This is a genomic window from Streptomyces aurantiaciflavus (assembly GCF_049808595.1).
Lineage (GTDB): Bacteria > Actinomycetota > Actinomycetes > Streptomycetales > Streptomycetaceae > Streptomyces.
Genome location: NZ_JBNCAQ010000005.1, coordinates 162,355 through 179,177, shown reverse-complemented (window position 1 = coordinate 179,177; position 16,823 = coordinate 162,355). Strand labels below are relative to the sequence as shown.

The window sequence follows — 16,823 nt, the reverse complement described above, 5'->3', positions numbered from 1 at the left end:
TCGTACGTGACGAATGTAGCGCACCCCACCAGCGAAACGAAACGGTTTCGTTCGTGTTGTGGGTCACGCCGTTCCTGATCGTCCCTGTATGGCACGAGTTGCCCTGCACTTCTGACCGGAAAAGCATGGGGAGGTGACCTATTTGCGCCTGCCGCACCTCAGCGGTGACCTGTTGTGCTTCGTGGCCGAGGACGACCTCTGGCTGGCCCCCCTCGACGGGCCGGGCCGTGCCTGGCGGCTCACCGTCGACCGCACCAAGGCCGGCCATCCCCGCTTCTCGCCCGACGGCCGCCATGTCGCGTACACGAGCTGGCGCAGTCTCGTCCCGGAGATCCACCTGGTGCCGGTGGACGGCGGGCCGGGGCGCCGGCTGACCTACTGGGGGAGTCCGGACACGCAGGTGTGCGGATGGACGCCCCCGGACGAGGACGGACACGCCGACATCCTCGCCGTCGCCTCCCACGGCGAGCCCTTCTCGTACTACACCTGGGCCTACAAGGTCTCCACCGACGGCGACCCCGGCCGCAAACTCCCCTGGGGGCCGGTCGCCGACCTCCAGGTCGCCGACATCGAGGGCGAGCACCTGACCCTGCTGCTGACGGGCACGCCCCCGCACGAACCGGCCTCCTGGAAGCGGTACCGGGGCGGCGCCACGGGCCGGCTCTGGCTGCACGGCAAGCGGCTGCTCCCCGACCTCGGCGGCCACCTCCACTCCCCCATGTTCGTCGGGGGACGCATCGCCTTCCTCTCCGACCACGAGGGCGTCGGCAACCTCTACTCCTGCGCCCACGACGGCTCCGACCTGCGCCGCCACACCGACCACGACGCCTTCTACGCCCGGCACGCCTCCAGCGACGGCACCCGGGTCGTGTACCAGTGCGCCGGCGACCTGTGGATCGTCGACGACCTGTCCGCCGGCTCCGGGCCGCGCCGGCTCGACGTGCGGATCGCCGGGCCGCGGGCCGGGCGGCGGCCGTACCAGATCCCGGCCGCCCAGCACGTGGACGGGATCTCCGTGGACGAGACCGGGCGGGCGAGCGCGGTCGTCGTACGCGGGAGTCTGTACTGGCTGACGCACCGGGACGGGCCCGCGCGGACGATCACCGGCCCGCCGGGGGTGCGGGTGCGGCTGCCGGAGATGCTCGGCTCGGGCGGGCAGGTGGCGTACGTGACGGACGCGGAGGGCGAGGACGCCGTCGAGATCGCCTACCTGCCCCGCGCGAGCGGCGACCGCGCGCCGCGGCGGCTGGCCTCCGGGGAGCTGGGGCGGGTGCTGGAGATGGTGTCCGACCCGGAGGGCGAGCGGCTCGCCGTCGCCTCGCACGACGGACGGCTGCTGCTCATCACCGTGTCCGACGAGGCGGCCGCCGCCGCGGGCACGGAGGGCTCGTACGGCGAGGTCACCGAGCTGATCCGGTCGGTCAACGGGCCCGTGCGCGATCTCGCCTTCTCGCCGGACGGGGCCTGGCTGACGTGGTCGCATCCGGGGATCGGGCGCTCGCTCAGGCAGATCAAGATGGCGCGGATCTCCGGGCTCGAAAAGGGGGAGCGGCTGATCGTCGATGTGACCAACGGCCGCTTCGAGGACGAGAACCCCGTCTTCACGCGGGACGGCCGCTACCTCGCCTTCCTCTCCTGGCGCGGCTTCGACCCCGTCTACGACGTGCACACCGGCGACCTGTCCTTCCCGCTGGGCTGCCGGCCGTACCTGGTGCCGCTGTCCTCGGCGACCCCCTCCCCCTTCGCGCTGAACCCGGAGGGGCGGCCGGCCGCCGGAGGGCTGGATCCGCTGGAGGAGGACGAGGAGGGCCACGGCACGGTGACCGTCGAGATCGAGGGGCTGGAGAGCCGGGTGACGCCCTTCCCGGTGGCCGCCTCCAAGTACTCGGCGCTGTCCCCGGTCGCGGGCGGCGGGCTGGTGTGGCTGCGCTGGCCGATCTCGGGCGCGCTCGGCGAGACCTTCGTCAACCCCGACGACATCAGCGGACGGCCGACGCTGGAGTACTTCACCATCAGCAAGGCCAAGAAGGCCGAACTCGTCGGGCATCTCGACTGGTTCGCGGTGAGCGGCGACGGGACGCGGCTGGTCGTCGTCGACGAGGGCGACCTGCGGGCGGTGCCCTCGACGGAGACCGGCGACCTCGACACCACCGTCTGGATCGACCTGCGGCGGATCATGCACGAGGTCGACCCCGGCGCCGAGTGGCGGCAGGCGTACGCGGAGGCCGGGCGGCTGATCCGGGCGTACTTCTGGGATCCGGGGATGTGCGGGATCGACTGGGACGCGGTGCTGGAGCAGTACCGGCCGCTGGTCGAACGGGTCGCCTCCCCCGACGAGTTCGCGGACCTGCTGCGCGAGGTCCTCGGCGAGCTGGGCACCTCGCACGCGTACGTCACCGCCGCGCGCCGCAACGAGGGGCCGCCGCACTACCAGCGGCGGCAGGGCCTGCTGGGCGCCAACTTCGTACGGCGCGACGGCGGTTGGACGGTCAGGCGGATCCTGCCCGGTGACTCCTCCGACTCCAGGGCGCGTTCGCCGCTGGCGGGGGCCGGGATCCGGGAGGGCGCGGTGCTCACGCACGTCGACGGGCGGCCGGTGGATCCGGTCGCCGGGCCCTACCCGCTGCTGGCGCAGGCGGGCGGGACGACGGTCGAGCTGACCTTCACGACGGCGGAAGGCGAGGCCGGGCACGCGCGGCGGGTCGCCGTGATCCCCCTCATCGACGAACGCCCCCTGCGCTACCAGGACTGGGTGGCCAAACGGCGTGCGGTCGTACGGGAGTTGAGCGGCGGTAAGTGCGGCTATCTGCACATCCCCGACATGGGCGGTTCCGGCTGGGCCCAGTTCAACCGCGACCTGCGCATGGAGGTCTCCCGGCCCGCGCTGATCGTGGACGTGCGCGGCAACGCGGGCGGTCACATCAGCGAGTTGGTGGTGGAGAAGCTCACGCGCACCATCCTCGGCTGGGACCTGACCCGGGACGCCCAGCCGGTGTCGTACGCCTCCAACGCGCCCCGGGGCCCGGTGGTCGCGCTCGCCGACGAGGCCACCTCCTCCGACGGCGACATGATCACGGCGGCCTTCAAGCTGCTGAAGCTCGGGCCGGTCGTCGGCCAGCGCACCTGGGGCGGCGTCGTCGGCATGACCGGCCGGCACCAGCTCGGCGACGGCACGGTCATCACCGTCCCCATGAACGCGGCCTGGTTCGACGCCTACGGCTGGTCCGTCGAGAACCACGGAGTCGCCCCCGACGTGGAGGCCCTGCGCACCCCCCTGGACTGGGCGGAGGGCAGGTACGCGCAGCTGGACGACGCGGTGCGGCTGGCCCTGGACCTCCTGGAGACGACCCCGACGGCCACACCCCCGGACCTCTCCCACGTCCCGGACCGCTCACGTCCGCGGCTGCCTCCGCGCACCTGACACGCACGCAGGGTGCCCTCCCGGAGAACGGGAGGGCACCCCACGTCAGCGGCCGAGGCCGAGCACGGTCACACGTCGTAGTCGGCGTCGAACCGCTCCTGCTCCTCGCGCTCGCGCTCGCGCTGCGTCCGCTGGGGGTCGTCCTCGCGGTCGCGCTGGCGGCCGCCGCGCTGCTTGGTCTGCTCCTTGGCCTGTTCCATCTTTTCCTTGGCCTGGTTCTGCCACTGCTCGGCCTGGTCCTGGAACTTGTCCTTCATACCCATGTGGGTTCACTCCCGTGAGGGTGAGGGGAACGGCCCTTGGTGGGGCCTCGACCAGATTCACATGGGCGGACAGAGCACGCATTTCGATCAACTACGCTGCGTAGCACGGGCTTCCTCGTCGGCCGCCCCACCTGCCCCGACGAGTCCCGTCCGCATTCCCCGCAACCTGGGTGCGAACCGCCTCATTTCGCGCTGCCCGACGGTCCCGACGAGTCCCGGCAGGTATCCGCGCACGCTCTGCATCCCGCGCAGCCACCACTGCCCGTACACATGGGCGGCCCGCCGCTCGATGCCGGCGACGAGCCGGTCGACGGCCGGGCCGAGCGGGTACGTCTTGTTGGACGGCCACGGCAGCCGCTGCCTCAACTCCCGCATCACGGCGTCCTGGTCGGCGCCGCGCACCATGTCGGTGTCCGTCCAGGACAGGTAGGCGACGCCGACGCGCACGCCCTGGTGACCGACCTCTGCGCGCAGGCTGTGCGCGTACGCCTCGACGCCCGACTTGGACGCGCAGTAGGCGGTCATCATCGGCGCCGGGGTGATCGCGGCGAGGGAGGCGATCTGCAGGAGGTAGCCGCGACTGGCCGTCAGCAGCGGCAGGAAGGCGCGGGCGGTGACGGCCGAGCCGATGAGGTTGACCTCGATGACGCGGCGCCAGGCGTCCGGGTCGGAGTCGGCGAAGGGGCCGCCGGTGGCGACGCCGGCGTTGGCGACGACGACGTCCACCTTGCCGAAGCGGTCCTTCACCTCCTGGGCGACGCGGGTCATCGCCGCGTGGTCGGTGACGTCGGCGTACCAGTGGGCGCTGTCGCCGTGCAGGCGTTCGGCGACCTGCTTGAGGGCGTCCGGTTCCAGTCCGACGAGCGCGATCCTCGCGCCGCGTGCGGAGAGTTTGCGGGCGAGGAGTTCACCGACGCCGCGCGCGGCGCCGGTCACGACCACGACCTGTCCTTCGAGGCCGACCTTGCTCATGCGTCCTCCTTGAGGTGCGGTGCGTAGGCGGTGACGAGTTCACGGAGCCTGCCGGTCACCTGCTCCGGCGCCTCGACCGGGGTCATGTGGCCGATGCCGGGCAGTTCGGTCAGGCCGACGCAGTCCGGGAGCGCCTCGGCGAGGCGGCGGGCGTGCACGGGCGGAGTCAGCCGGTCGGCGGTGCCCGCGATCACCGCCGTCGGCACCCTCAACTCCCGTACGGCGTGGTCGAGATCGAGCAGGTGCAGGACGTGCGACCAGGCGTGCCGGACCGTGCGGGGGCAGGCGTGCACGATCCGGGCGCAGCTCTCGACCATGTGCGGGGCCGAACCGGCGCCCATCGTGGCGTACTTGAGGATCCGGCGGGCGACCGGGGTGACCGGGCCGAGCGGTGCCCTCGACCCGAGGATGTGGCCGGTCAGCCAGGTGCGCAACCGGCCGGGGCGCAGGGGCAGGACGGTCGACTCGGCCACCAGCCGGGAACTGCCCGTGCTGCACAGCAGGACGGCCGCCGTGTGCGCGCGGAAGGCGGGGCGGGCGGACGCGGCCATGATCGTCATGCCGCCCATGGAGTGCCCTGCCACGACGGCCTTCTCGCCGGGCGCGAGGGTCGCCTCCAGTACGGCTTCGAGATCGTCGGCGAGGACGTCCGTGCTGCACGCCGGGCTCGCCGGGGTGCGGCCGTGGCCGCGCTGGTCGTAGGCGATGACCTTGTGGTCGGCGGCGAGGGCGCGGATCTGGGCCGCCCAGAACGCGGTCGAGCAGGTCCAGCCGTGGCAGAGGACGACGGCGGGCGCGGTGTCCGGGCCGTGCACCTCGACGTGGAGGCGGGCGCCGTCGGCGGAGCGGGCGGTGAGGGTGCGGGCCGGGGTGGGCGGGGCGTCGCCGGTGGCCGTGGTCACGCGGGGGCCTCCGTCTTCGGCGCCGTCTCCCGCGGGGTTCTCGCCGCCGCGTCCTGCCCGGCCTTCGTGGCCGTCTCCCGCGGGGGCTTCTTCGTCGCCGGTGGGCGCAGGACGACGTACTCGGCGAGGTCCACGCGCCGTGTCACCCGGCGGAACTCGCTCGTCGTGCCCGGCCAGACGGTGGTGTTGCGGCCGTCGGCGTCGAGGTACCAGCTGGTGCAGCCGCCGGTGTTCCACACCGTGCGCCGCATCCGGTCCTGCACCCGGCGGTTCCAGGCGTGCACGGCGCTGGGGCGGGCGTCGAGGGCGGCGCGGCCGCCGAGGACGGACAGCTGGCGGAGGTAGTCGGCCATGTAGTTCAGCTGGGACTCGATGATCAGGATCATGGAGGAGTTCCCGAGGCCGGTGTTGGGGCCGATGATCGACATCCAGTTGGGGAAGCCGGGCGCGGACGCGCCGCGCAGGGCCTCCATGCCGCCCTTCCAGGCCTGGGCGAGGGTGCGCCCGTCGGCGCCGACGACCCGCTCGGCGATCGGCATGTCGGTGACGTGGAAGCCGGTGCCGAAGACGATCACGTCGGCCTCGGCCTCGCTGCCGTCGGCGGCGACCAGGGTGGAGCCGCGGATCTCGCGCAGCCCGCTCGCGACGACGTCGACATTGGGCCGGGTGAGCGCCGGGTAGTACTCGCTGGACAGCAGGATCCGCTTGCAGCCGATGCGGTAGTCGGGGGTCAGCCTGGCGCGCAGGGCCGGGTCCTTGACGGCGCGCGCCATGTTCCGCCTGGCGAGCTGCTCGACGAAGCCGAGTTCGTTCGGGTGCTTGGTGAAGGCCTGGACCTGGAGCTCGCGGATGCCCCACAGCAGGCCACGGCGCACCTTGGCGGTGAGGGGCAGCAGCTGGTGCAGCCGGCGCTCGGCGCGGCCGATGGCCCGGTCGACGCGGGGCAGCACCCACGGCGGGGTGCGCTGGAAGACGGTGAGACGGCCGACCTTCGGCTGGATGGCCGGCACGATCTGGATGGCGGAGGCGCCCGTGCCGACCATCGCGACGCGCTTGCCGGTGAGGTCGTGGTCGTGGTCCCAGCGGGCGGAGTGGAAGACCTTGCCGGGGAAGGAGTCCAGGCCCGGGACGTCGGGGATCTTCGGGTCGGACAGCGGCCCGGTCGCGGAGACGACGAAGTCGGCGCAGAGGAACCCGCTCGCCGTCTCGATGTCCCAGCAAAGCCGCTCCGGGTCCCAGGTCATGCGCCGGACCTCGGAGTCGAAGCGGAGGTGGGAACGCAGCCCGAAGACGTCCGTGACGTGCTCCAGATAGGCGCGGATGTGCTCCTGGCCGGAGAACGCGCGCGGCCAGTCGGGGTTGGGTGCGAAGGAGAAGGAGTACAGGTGGGAGGGCACGTCGCAGGCGCACCCCGGGTAGGTGTTGTCCCGCCAGGCGCCGCCGACGCCGCTCGCGCGTTCGAGGACGACGAAGTCGGTGATCCCCTCCCGCCGCAGCCGTACGGCGGCCCCGAGCCCCCCGAACCCGGCCCCGATCACCGCCACCCGCACATGTTCGCGTCGCCCCTCGCCCACGGCTTCGTGCTCGCCCACGGCTTCGTGCTCGCCCACGGCTTCGTGCTCGTCCGCGGCTTCGTGCTCGTCCGCGGCTTGGTGTTCGTCCACGGTCATCCCGGCGCCTCCCTGCCTCACACGACCATGCCAGTGAACACTGGCGCAATGGAGGTTAGAGCAGCCCGGTACTGATGGGTAGGGGTCGTACGGGGGACGTTCGCGGCGGCGGCCACCCCCGCGGGGGCCGACGGTACGACATAGGCTTCCGGCGTGGCGGACAAGCGGGAATACCGGACGGAGGAGCTGGCCAGGGAGGCCGGCATCACGGTGCGCACCCTGCGCTTCTACCGCGAACGGGGACTGCTCCCACCGCCCCGCCGCGAGGGCCGCATCGCCTGGTACGACGACCACCACCTGGCCCGCCTGCGCACGATCACGGCGCTGCTGGAACGCGGCCACACCCTGAACGGCATCGCGGAGCTGGCGGACGCCCTCGACCAGGGCCGCGATGTCGCCGACCTCCTCGGCGTCGACGCCCCCACCGAGGAGGAGCCGGTCCGCCTCACCCCCGAGGAACTCGCCGCCCGCTTCGAGGGCCAGGTCACCCCCGAGAACCTCGCCGCCGCCCTCGACCTCGGCTACCTCGCCGCCGACGGCGACGACATCGTCCACATCAGCCGCCGCCTGCTGGACGTCTCCGCCGCCCTGGTCCGCGAGGGCATCCCCCTCGCCGAGATCCTCGCGGCGGGCGCCCGCGTCCGCGAACACGCCGACGCCCTCGCCGAACTCTTCACCGAACTCGTCCTGCGCCACGCGACCGAGGAGGACCTGCCCCGCCTGCGCCCGCTGGCGCGGAGCGTGGTGGAGGCGGAGGTGTCACTGGCGCTGGACCGGCGGTTGCGCAAGCGCGGCTAGCCGACCACGAGAGGCCGGGTCGGTCAGAGGTCGTAGACCACGGTCACCGGGGCGTGGTCCGACCAGCGCTCGGCGTGGGTGGCGGCTCGCTCGACGTAGCCCTTGACGGCCTTGGCGGCGAGGCCGGGGGTCGAGACGTGGAGGTCGATCCGCCATCCCGAGTCGTTGTCGAAGGCCCGCCCCCGGTACGACCACCAGGTGTAGGGGCCGGCGACGTCCGGGTGCAGGGCGCGGACCACGTCCACACAGCCGCCCGCCCCCGGCGTGAACACCTGGGTCAGCCACTCGCGTTCCTCCGGCAGGAAGCCGGAGTTCTTCTGGTTGGCGCGCCAGTTCTTCAGGTCGGCCTGCTGGTGGGCGATGTTCCAGTCGCCGGTGATCAGGACCTCGCGGCCGTCGGCGGCGGCGCGTTCACGCAGGGTCTTGAGGTGGGCGAGGAACTCGCCCATGAAGCGGACCTTCTCGTCCTGGCGGTCGGTGCCGACCTCGCCGGAGGGGAGGTAGAGGGAGGCGACCGTGACGCCGGGGAGGTCGGCCTCGACGTAGCGGCCGGAGGTGTCGAATTCCGTGGAACCGAAGCCTATGCGGACGGCGTCCGGTGCGCGGCGGCTGTAGAGGGCGACGCCGGCGCGGCCCTTGGCGGCGGCCGGGGCGTGCGTGACGTGCCAGCCCTCGGGGGCGCGGACCTCCTCCGGCAGCTGGTGGGGCTCGGCGCGCACCTCCTGCAGGCACAGCACATCGGCGGAGGTGTCGGCGAGCCACTCCACGAAGCCCTTCTTCGCGGCGGCGCGCAGCCCATTCACGTTCACGGAGGTCACCGTCAGCAAAACTCTCTCCTACTTCGCGGGCGACCCCTTCGGCAGGACCCGTTGTCCGAGGTCACGGTCAGCACCCGGGCACGATACCGGCACACTGGACGGGGTCCGGATTTCTCCGTCGTCACGATTACTGCATGGATGTACCTTGAGCCGCATGGATATACGTCGCGTTTCCTTCGACCACCCCGACGCCGTCAAGCTGAACGACGAGGTCCAGGCCGAGTACCACGAGCGCTACGGCGACGGCGGTGACGCCACGGTTCTGGAGCCGGCCGACTTCGAGCCGCCGCGTGGCGTGTACCTCATCGCCTACGACGAGCTGGGGCGGGCCGTGGCCACGGGCGGCTGGCGCAGTCAGGACGAGAACGGCGAGGGGAACCAGGACGGGGACGCCGAGCTCAAGCGGATGTTCGTGATCAGGGAGATGCGCGGGCTGGGGCTCGCCCGGCGGATGCTGGCCGCTCTGGAGGAGGACGCGCGGGCGGCGGGGCGCCGGCGGATGGTGCTGGAGACCGGGACGGAGCAGCCGGAGGCCATCGGGCTGTACACGTCCAGCGGGTACGAGCCGTGCGCGAAGTTCGGCTACTACCGGCACTACGAGTCCAGCCGGTGCTTCGCGAAGCCGCTCAGCTCCTGAGGTAGGCGAGGACCGCGAGCACCCGGCGGTGGGTGTCGTCGGCGGGCGGCAGGTCCAGTTTGGTGAGGATGCCGCCGATGTGCTTGCCGACGGCCGCCTCCGACACGACCAGGGCCCGGGCTATCGCGCCGTTGGACTTTCCCTCCGCGACCAGCGCGAGCACCTCCCGTTCGCGCGGGGTGAGGCGGGCGAGCGGGTCGCGGCGGCGGCGCAGCAGCTGTCGTACCACCTCCGGGTCGACGACCGTGCCGCCGGCCGCGACCTCGTGCAGGGCGTCCACGAACTCCTCGACCTGGCCGACGCGGTCCTTCAGGAGGTAGCCGAGGCCGGTGCCGTCGCCGGAGTCGAGGAGTTCGGCGGCGTAGGCGCGCTGGACGTACTGGCTGAGGACGAGGACGGGCAGGCCGGAGTGTTCGGCGCGCAGCCGGATCGCCGCGTGCAGGCCCTCGTCCTGGAAGGCGGGCGGCATACGGACGTCGGTGACGACGACGTCGGGGGTGTGCTCGGCGACTGCGGCGAGCAGCGCTCCGGCGTCGCCGACCGCCGCCACGACCTCGTGGCCGAAGCGGGTCAGCAGGGCCGTCAGGCCGTCGCGCAGCAGGACGCTGTCCTCGGCGAGGACTACGCGCAGGCCGTCCCGCCCGGGTGACTCGGCCCGCTGGGCTCGCTCGGCTCGCAAGGGATCTCCACACGCAACAGGGTCGGTCCGCCCGGCGGGCTGGTCAGCGACAGTCTCCCATCCAGCACCGACACACGGTCGGCGAGACCGGTGAGGCCGGTGCCGCGCGCGCTGTCGGCGCCGCCGCGCCCGTCGTCCTCCGTCTCCAGCACCAGCCGGCCGTCCCGGTGCTCCCCGCGCACCCGGGCGCGGCTCGCCCCGCTGTGCCGGGCCACGTTGGCGAGGGCCTCGCGGACGACGAAGTACGCGGCGGCCTCCACGGGCCGGGGGAGGCGGCGGGGGAGTGCGAGGTCCACGTCCACGGGGACGGGCGAACGGTCGGCGGCGTCGGCGACGGCGGCTTCGAGGCCGTAGTCGGCGAGGACCTTCGGGTGGATGCCGTGGATCAGCTCGCGCAGTTCCGCGAGGGCCGCGCCGGCCTGCTCGTGGGCCTTGGCGAGCTGTTCGGCGAGGGGGCCGCCGGGCGGGGCGTCGAGGCGGGCCAGGCCGAGGGTCATGGTGAGGGCGACGAGGCGCTGCTGGGCGCCGTCGTGCAGGTCACGCTCGACGCGGCGGCGTTCCGTCTCGAAGGCGTCGACGAGGCGGGCGCGGGAGCGGGTCAGTTCGACGACGCGGGTGTCGTCCGGGTCGCCCTCGCGCGGGGCGAGCAGCAGCCGGGTGAGGGCGGCCCGGGCGCCGGCGGCCACACCGAGGACGTAGGCGCCGGCGGCCAGCAGCAGGACGCCGAGGGAGGCCGCGGCGAAGGCGGTCGGCCAGTCGGTGACCGTCCACACCTTGAGCACCTTCGTCTCACGGCCGTCGCCGGCCGTCGCCAGCAGGAGCGGGGTCGCGACGATCGAGAGGGGGGAGGCGAGGGCCACGGTGAGCAGGAGCGCCTCGGCCGGCCAGAGCAGGCACGCGACGAGGAGGGTGTGGCCGAGTGCGCGCCGGGTGGCGCGTTCCCGCAGGCGCGTGGTGAGCCAGGCGCGCAGGCCGGGGGCGGGCGGCTCGGTGTGCGGGCCGGGGGCGTCGGCCGTGTCCACGAGCCGCAGGCGGCGGCGCTCCAGCGCGGCCACGGGCAGTCCGGCGAAGGCCAGGGCCGCGAGGAGGGGCAGTCCGACCAGGGCGACCGCGAGGACCGCGCCCACCGCCGCCCATGCGACCAGGCCCACGAGGACGACGGCTCCGGTGACCGTCCCCGTCAGCAGGTACGCGGCGGCCCGCCAGGGCCACGGCGACAGCAGGTAGGCCGGGCGGGAGAGGGCCTGCCACAGGGTTCGGGGGCGCATGCGGATCACCGTAGAAGCCGCGCCCGGGGGTGGGCCATCCGTTCAGGAAGAGGTCCGGAGGTATGCCTGGCCCTACCCCGGATCTCGTTCCTGCCCCAGCGACCTGGGCGGGTGTCCCACGGTTTCGTGGACCCACCGACATCGACCGGTGGGAGCTGAGGCAGAGATGACCGAACACGCCGTCCGACTGACCGCCGTCCGGCGCGGGCACGGAACGAAGGGCGCCCGGGTGATCGCGCTCGACGACGTCACGCTCGCCCTCCCCCGCGGCTCCTTCACCGCCGTGATGGGGCCGTCGGGTTCGGGCAAGTCGACGCTGCTGCAGTGTGCGGCGGGGCTGGACCGGCCCGACTCGGGGTCGGTGCGGATCGGCGGGACGGAGCTGACCGGGCTGAGCGAGCGGCGGCTGACGCTGCTGCGGCGGCAGCGGATCGGGTTCGTGTTCCAGTCGTTCAACCTGCTGCCGGCGCTCACCGCCGAGCAGAACGTGGCCCTGCCGCTGCGGCTGGCCGGGCGGCGCCCGTCGAAGGCGCGGGTGCGGGAGGCGCTGCGGCAGGTCGGGCTCGCGGAACGGGGCCGGCACCGGCCCGGCGAGCTGTCCGGCGGACAGCAGCAGCGGGTCGCGCTGGCCCGCGCGCTCATCACCCGCCCCGAGGTGCTGTTCGGCGACGAGCCGACCGGCGCCCTGGACTCCACGACCGGCCGCGAGGTGCTGACGCTGCTGCGCGGCATGGTCGACGGGGACGGCCGGACGGTCGTGATGGTCACCCACGACCCGGTGGCCGCGTCGTACGCGGACCGGGTGGTGTTCCTGGTCGACGGCCGCGTGCACGGGGAGCTCGCCGGGGCGGACGCGGAGACGGTGGCGGCGCGGATGGCGGGGCTGGAGACGGGGCGGACGGACGCGGGCGGCACCGGCAGCGGCCGGGCCGGCCTCGGCACCGGGCGAGCCGGCCGGCACGACGACGCCCCGGCCCGCCCGCACGCCGGGCCACCGGCCGGACGCGGTGCCACGCAGGCCGCGCAGGCCGCGCAGGCCGTCGCGGCGGACCCGGAGGGTGCCTCGTGCTGAGTGTCGCGGTGCGGACGCTGCGGGTCCGGTGGGCCGCGTTCGCCGGGAGCTTTGTCGCCCTCGCGCTGGGGGTGGGGCTGCTCGCCGTGATGGGGCAGGCGTTGGCGGCCTCGGTGGAGGCGCCCGTGCGGGGCCCGGAGCGGTTCGCGGCGGCGCCGGTGGTGGTGAAGGGGCAGGACGCGCTGCGGGTGGAGACGCCGACCGGGGTGCGGACGGCGGCGTTGGGGCAGCCGCGGGCCGTGCCGGACGAGGTCGTCGCCGCGTTGCGGGCGCTCGGGACCGTCACCGAGGACCGGTCCTTCCCCGTGCGGGTCGAGGGCGGCCCCGAGGGGCTCGTCGGGCATCCGTGGTCCACCGCGCGTTTCGCCCCGTACGAGCTCGGCGCGGGGCGTGCGCCCCGCGCGGACGGTGAGGTCGTGATCACGGGTGACTGGGCGCGCGTGGGTGAGCGGCTGAGCAACGGGGACCTGGTCGTGGGCGCCGTGCGGGCGCTCGGGTTCGAGGACGCCGTGTTCTGCACGGACGTACGGGCGGCCCGGCTGGCGCCCGTGTCACGGCAGTTGGTCGTGGAGGCGGACCCGGCCGCCGTCCGGGCCGCCGTCGGTGATTCCGGCGCCCGCGTGCTCACCGGGGACGACCGGCGGCTCGCCGACGCGGACCCGGGCCGCGACGGCGAGGCCCTCACGGCGCTGAACGCGCTGTTCGGCACCGCCGGCGGGGTGACCGCGTTCGTGTCGGTGTTCGTCGTGGCGTCCACCTTCGCCTTCGCGGTGGAACGGCGGCGCCGCGAGTTCGGCCTGCTGCGGACCGCCGGTGCCACACCGGGGCAGGTGCGGCGGACGGTCCTGGCGGAGGCGCTGCTGGTGGGGGTGCTCGCCTCGGCGGCGGGCTGCGCGCTCGGCGCGTACGCGGCGCCGCTGCTGGGCGAGGTGGTCGTCGACGGCGGGCTCGCGCCGCGGTGGTACGCCATCGGCGGGCACACCTGGCCGTATCAGCTCGCTTTCTGGACCGGTCTGTCGGTGGCCCTCGCCGGTGCGGCCGTCGCCGCGTGGCGGGCCGGGCGGACCGCGCCGGCGCAAGCCCTGCGCGAGGCGTCCGTGGACGGGCGCGCGCTGACCCGGGGGCGGCGGGTGTGCGGGGTGGCGCTGCTGGTCACGGCCCTGGCGACCCTGGCGTACGGGCTGGCCGCCGACCCGGGTGACCTGCTGCACCGCAAGACGTACGTCAGCCGCCCCATGCTGCTCATCACGGCGGTGGCCCTCCTCGCCCCCGCTCTCGTACGGCCGCTGGTGCCCCGGCTGCCGGGCACGACCGGGCTGCTGGTGCGGGCGAACGCCGTCGCCGCGGTCCGACGTACCGCCGCCGTCGCCGCGCCCGTGCTGGTCACCGTGGCCCTCGCGGGCTCCCTGCTCGGCGCCACGGCCACGCTGGACGAGGCGCGGGCGGCGCAGGTGCGGGAGCGGACGCGGGCGGACTTCGTGGTGACCTCGGCGGACGGAACCGCCCTGGACGTGCGGGCACTTGCGCGGGTGCCGGGGGCGGTCGTGTCGCCCTCCGCCGCGACCGCCGTCCACACCCTGGAGGACGGGGTCGCGCTGGTGCGGTCCGAGGCGCGGGCCGTGGATCCGGCGCTGCTCGCCGGGACCGTACGGCTGCCGGTGACGGCCGGCCGGATCGCCGGCCTCGACGACGGGTCGATCGTCGTGAACGAGGAGTGGGCCGAGCACCGGGTGGGGCAGCGGGTACGGGTGTGGCTCGGGGACGGCACGGCGAAGTCGCTGCGGATCGTCGCCGTACTGGCCACGGGGACCGGGGACAACGGCGTGTACGTCACCGCCGCGAACGCGGGCGGCGCCGGTGTCGACCGGGTCGACGTACGGGTGCGGGCGGGGGCGGACGCGGCGGCCGTCGCGAAGGGGTTGCGGGCGGTCGACGGGGTGCGGGTGGCGAGCAGGGCGCAGTGGGTGGCGGCGAGTCGCCCGGGGACCGACCGCACGACCCGGCTCGGGATGCTGCTCGTGCTGGGCATCGCGCTCCTCTACACCGGTCTCTCTCTCGCCAACACCCTCGTCATGGCCGCCGCCGAGCGCGGACGCGAACTGGCGGCGCTGCGGCTGGCGGGCGCGACCGGCGGGCAGGTGCTGCGGCAGGCCGCGGCGGAGGCGCTGACCGTCGTCGCGGTGGGCGGGGTGCTGGGGCTGCTGGTGACGCTCGTCAACCTGGCCGGGACGGGCGCGGCGCTGGGGCTGTTGTCGGCGCCGGTGACCGTGGTCGTGCCGTGGGCGGAGCTCGCCTGGACGACGGGGGCGTGCGCGGTGCTCGCCCTGGCCTCCGTACTGGTGCCGACGGCGTGCGCGCTGCGCCGCCCCGCCGGACGCCTCACGTGACGCCCCGGAGGAACCCCTGCCCGACGACGCGGCACCGCCGCGAACGCGGGCGCGGCTCGGTCCCGGCGGACGCCGACGCGGCCCCGAGGCAGAGCGCGAAGAGGGCGACGGCGGTGCGGGCGGCGATTCGAAACGTCGACCGCACAGCAACGCCGGGCGCACGTCAAGCACGTACGTAGCACGCTCTTGGTGAGCACACAGCAAGCTCTCCCGGCTTTGGCCCACAATCGGTCAACTTGGGCCGTGATCCCGCCACAGGTGTCTCATTCCGGCAGGACAGCCGCAGGCTGTCACTGACGATCTACTCAGCCCGCTGGGACGAGAGAGCGGGGAGACCGGTGCGTGGTCCAAGACGCGCATAGGGGGCGAAGAGTGTTGCGGATACTCGGGCTTGCTTCGGATGCCGAGAGTCTGTATCGAGCCATGATCGGCGAACCCCGTCTGGACGTACCGGGGCTCGCCGCGCACCTCCAGTGGCCCGAGGAACGGGTCCGTCACGCCCTCGACGAACTGGCCCGACTCGCCCTGGTCCGCCCCTCCGGCGACGCCCCCGGTGAACTCCTCGTCGTCAGCCCCGAACTGCGGCTGACCGCCCTGCTCACCCAGGAGGAGGTCCGCCTCGCCGAGCGCCAGCAGCAGATCGCCAACAGCCGCCAGGCCGTCACCGAGATCATCGACAGCTACCACAACGCCGTGCGCAACCAGCGCGGCCTCGAGATCGAGCGCATCAACGGCCTGGAGATGATCCGGGCCCGGCTGGAGGAGCTCTCCCAGGAGTGCGCCGAGGAACTGAGCGCCTTCATCCCGCTCAGCCGGCACCCGGCCGACTCCCGCCGCGCGGTCCGCCCGCTCGACGAGAACCTGCTGGGCCGCGGGGTCCACATGCGCAGCATCTACCTGCAAGGTTCCCTCAACGAGCCGGACATGACCACGCACTTCGACTGGCTGACCGACCTCGGCGGCCGGGTGCGCACCGTCGCCGCCCTGCCCCTGCGCCTGATCATCTTCGACCGGCGCGTCGCCATGGTCCCCTCCGACCCGGAGAACACCGCCTCCGGCGCCCTGCTGCTGCGCGGCAAGGGCCTGGTCTCCGCCCTGTGCTCGCTGTTCGAGCACGTCTGGGAGGCCGCGACCCCCTACGGCCAGGAACCGATCACCGACAGCCGCACCGGCCTGTCCAGCCAGGCCCGCGCCATCCTCAGCCTCCTCGCCCAGGGCTACACGGACGACGTCGTCGCCCGCAAGATCGGCGTCTCCGTACGCACCTCCCGCCGCATCACGGCCGAACTGATGAGCCAACTCGGCGCCCGCAGCCGCTTCCAGGCCGGCGTCCTCGCCGGCGAACGCGGCTGGCTGCGCGGCGCGACGGCGGAGGGCGGGGCCGGCTGACACGGGGCACCTGGGGAACACGGACGCGCCGGACCGCCGCGGGAACACGGGAGCGCCGGGCCGCCGCGGGAACACGGGAGCGCCGGGCCGCCGTAGGAAAGTTGTACAGGAACGAGAACACGACGAGCGCGAGCGCGGTGACGTCCGGCGAGCCCGATCCGGCGGCGCACCTCACGGGGCCGGCGCACCACGTCGTAGCCCGCCACCGTGGCCCGGCCGCCGTCCGGCGCGAGCAGTGCGGCCAGGGTGCGGACCGCGGTGGTCTTGCCCGCGCCGTTCGGTCCGAGCAGCCCGAGCACCGTTCCCGGCGGCACGGAAAGGTCGACTCCGGCCGGCACTTCGTGATCACCGAATCTCTTTTTCAACCCTTCGGCTTGCATGGCGAATTCCATGCCCCTCCCCGCCCTTCGTGGATCTTTCTCGGGGTGTGTGCGGATTCCCTTTCCGGCGCTGGAAGGCAGCAGGACAAATACCGGCCAGGTGGCCGATTTGCCCGGTATGGCATGGCAGTACTCTGCAGCCGCAGCATGCTGCCTCCGCCAGGCCT

General features: G+C 73.8%; 12 protein-coding genes and 2 pseudogenes. 6 read left to right on the top strand and 8 right to left on the bottom strand.

What is annotated here, in order from left to right; all coding sequences use genetic code 11:
• Positions 1-133: 133 nt before the first annotated feature.
• On the top strand, positions 134-3,421 hold the full coding sequence (locus tag ACPT94_RS07465) for a S41 family peptidase (RefSeq protein ID WP_425245456.1): 3,288 nt from the start codon (positions 134-136) through the stop codon (positions 3,419-3,421).
• Between the two features lie 68 nt (positions 3,422-3,489).
• Here ACPT94_RS07465 and ACPT94_RS07460 read toward each other — a convergent pair whose 3' ends face one another.
• From ACPT94_RS07460 to ACPT94_RS07445, 4 genes are all read right to left on the bottom strand, one after another.
• Positions 3,490-3,684 (bottom strand): hypothetical protein, encoded by a 195-nt coding sequence (locus tag ACPT94_RS07460; protein ID WP_360336585.1) that lies wholly within the window; start codon positions 3,682-3,684, stop codon positions 3,490-3,492.
• Between the two features lie 87 nt (positions 3,685-3,771).
• Complete coding sequence (locus ACPT94_RS07455) at positions 3,772-4,656, bottom strand: SDR family oxidoreductase (protein WP_360336583.1); 885 nt, start codon at positions 4,654-4,656, stop codon at positions 3,772-3,774.
• Entirely contained in the window at positions 4,653-5,558 is a 906-nt protein-coding gene (locus ACPT94_RS07450) for an alpha/beta fold hydrolase (protein WP_360336581.1), read from the bottom strand. The genes ACPT94_RS07455 and ACPT94_RS07450 overlap by 4 nt, the downstream gene beginning before the upstream one ends.
• The gene (locus tag ACPT94_RS07445) at positions 5,555-7,150 is read right to left on the bottom strand and encodes a flavin-containing monooxygenase (RefSeq protein ID WP_425245500.1); all 1,596 of its coding nucleotides are present in this window, start codon (positions 7,148-7,150) and stop codon (positions 5,555-5,557) included. Before ACPT94_RS07445 ends, ACPT94_RS07450 begins: the two co-directional genes overlap by 4 nt.
• Positions 7,151-7,381: 231 nt before the next feature.
• On the opposite strand from ACPT94_RS07445, the gene ACPT94_RS07440 reads away from it, so the two are divergent.
• Entirely contained in the window at positions 7,382-8,026 is a 645-nt protein-coding gene (locus ACPT94_RS07440; protein WP_425245455.1) for a MerR family transcriptional regulator, read from the top strand.
• A 23-nt stretch (positions 8,027-8,049) separates the two neighbouring features.
• On the opposite strand, the gene ACPT94_RS07435 is transcribed toward ACPT94_RS07440, so the two are convergent.
• Positions 8,050-8,853: an exodeoxyribonuclease III gene (locus tag ACPT94_RS07435; protein ID WP_425245454.1), complete on the bottom strand. Its 804-nt coding sequence runs from the start codon at positions 8,851-8,853 to the stop codon at positions 8,050-8,052.
• 145 nt (positions 8,854-8,998) lie between these two features.
• Between ACPT94_RS07435 and ACPT94_RS07430 the strand changes: the two genes are divergently transcribed.
• Positions 8,999-9,481 (top strand): GNAT family N-acetyltransferase, encoded by a 483-nt coding sequence (locus ACPT94_RS07430; protein WP_360336573.1) that lies wholly within the window; start codon positions 8,999-9,001, stop codon positions 9,479-9,481.
• Here ACPT94_RS07430 and ACPT94_RS07425 read toward each other — a convergent pair.
• Positions 9,471-10,160, bottom strand: a complete 690-nt coding sequence (locus ACPT94_RS07425; RefSeq protein WP_425245453.1) for a response regulator transcription factor — start codon at positions 10,158-10,160, stop codon at positions 9,471-9,473. The two genes, ACPT94_RS07430 and ACPT94_RS07425, sit on opposite strands and share 11 nt — an antisense overlap.
• Entirely contained in the window at positions 10,103-11,428 is a 1,326-nt protein-coding gene (locus ACPT94_RS07420) for a sensor histidine kinase (protein WP_360336569.1), read from the bottom strand. The genes ACPT94_RS07425 and ACPT94_RS07420 overlap by 58 nt, the downstream gene beginning before the upstream one ends.
• Positions 11,429-11,594: 166 nt before the next feature.
• On the opposite strand from ACPT94_RS07420, the pseudogene ACPT94_RS07415 reads away from it, so the two are divergent.
• The 3 genes and pseudogenes from ACPT94_RS07415 to ACPT94_RS07405 all read left to right on the top strand — a co-directional run.
• A pseudogene (locus ACPT94_RS07415) lies at positions 11,595-12,317 on the top strand (ABC transporter ATP-binding protein); the annotation flags it as partial.
• Between the two features lie 176 nt (positions 12,318-12,493).
• Positions 12,494-14,887, top strand: coding sequence for an ABC transporter permease (locus ACPT94_RS07410; protein WP_425245452.1), 2,394 nt, complete (start codon positions 12,494-12,496; stop codon positions 14,885-14,887).
• A gap of 423 nt (positions 14,888-15,310) precedes the next feature.
• Complete coding sequence (locus ACPT94_RS07405) at positions 15,311-16,276, top strand: LuxR family transcriptional regulator (protein WP_425245451.1); 966 nt, start codon at positions 15,311-15,313, stop codon at positions 16,274-16,276.
• 152 nt (positions 16,277-16,428) lie between these two features.
• Here ACPT94_RS07405 and ACPT94_RS07400 read toward each other — a convergent pair.
• Positions 16,429-16,656, bottom strand: a pseudogene (locus tag ACPT94_RS07400) (ATP-binding cassette domain-containing protein); the annotation flags it as partial.
• Positions 16,657-16,823 lie beyond the last annotated feature (167 nt).

Bases quoted from the DNA above. Each gene is read 5' to 3' on its own strand.
- ACPT94_RS07420 (WP_360336569.1), bottom strand. From the start codon at position 11,428: ATGCGCCCCCGAACCCTGTGGCAGGCCCTCTCCCGCCCGGCCTACCTG.
- ACPT94_RS07430 (WP_360336573.1), top strand. From the start codon at position 8,999: ATGGATATACGTCGCGTTTCCTTCGACCACCCCGACGCCGTCAAGCTG.
- ACPT94_RS07455 (WP_360336583.1), bottom strand. From the start codon at position 4,656: ATGAGCAAGGTCGGCCTCGAAGGACAGGTCGTGGTCGTGACCGGCGCC.
- ACPT94_RS07405 (WP_425245451.1), top strand. From the start codon at position 15,311: ATGATCGGCGAACCCCGTCTGGACGTACCGGGGCTCGCCGCGCACCTC.
- ACPT94_RS07460 (WP_360336585.1), bottom strand. From the start codon at position 3,684: ATGGGTATGAAGGACAAGTTCCAGGACCAGGCCGAGCAGTGGCAGAAC.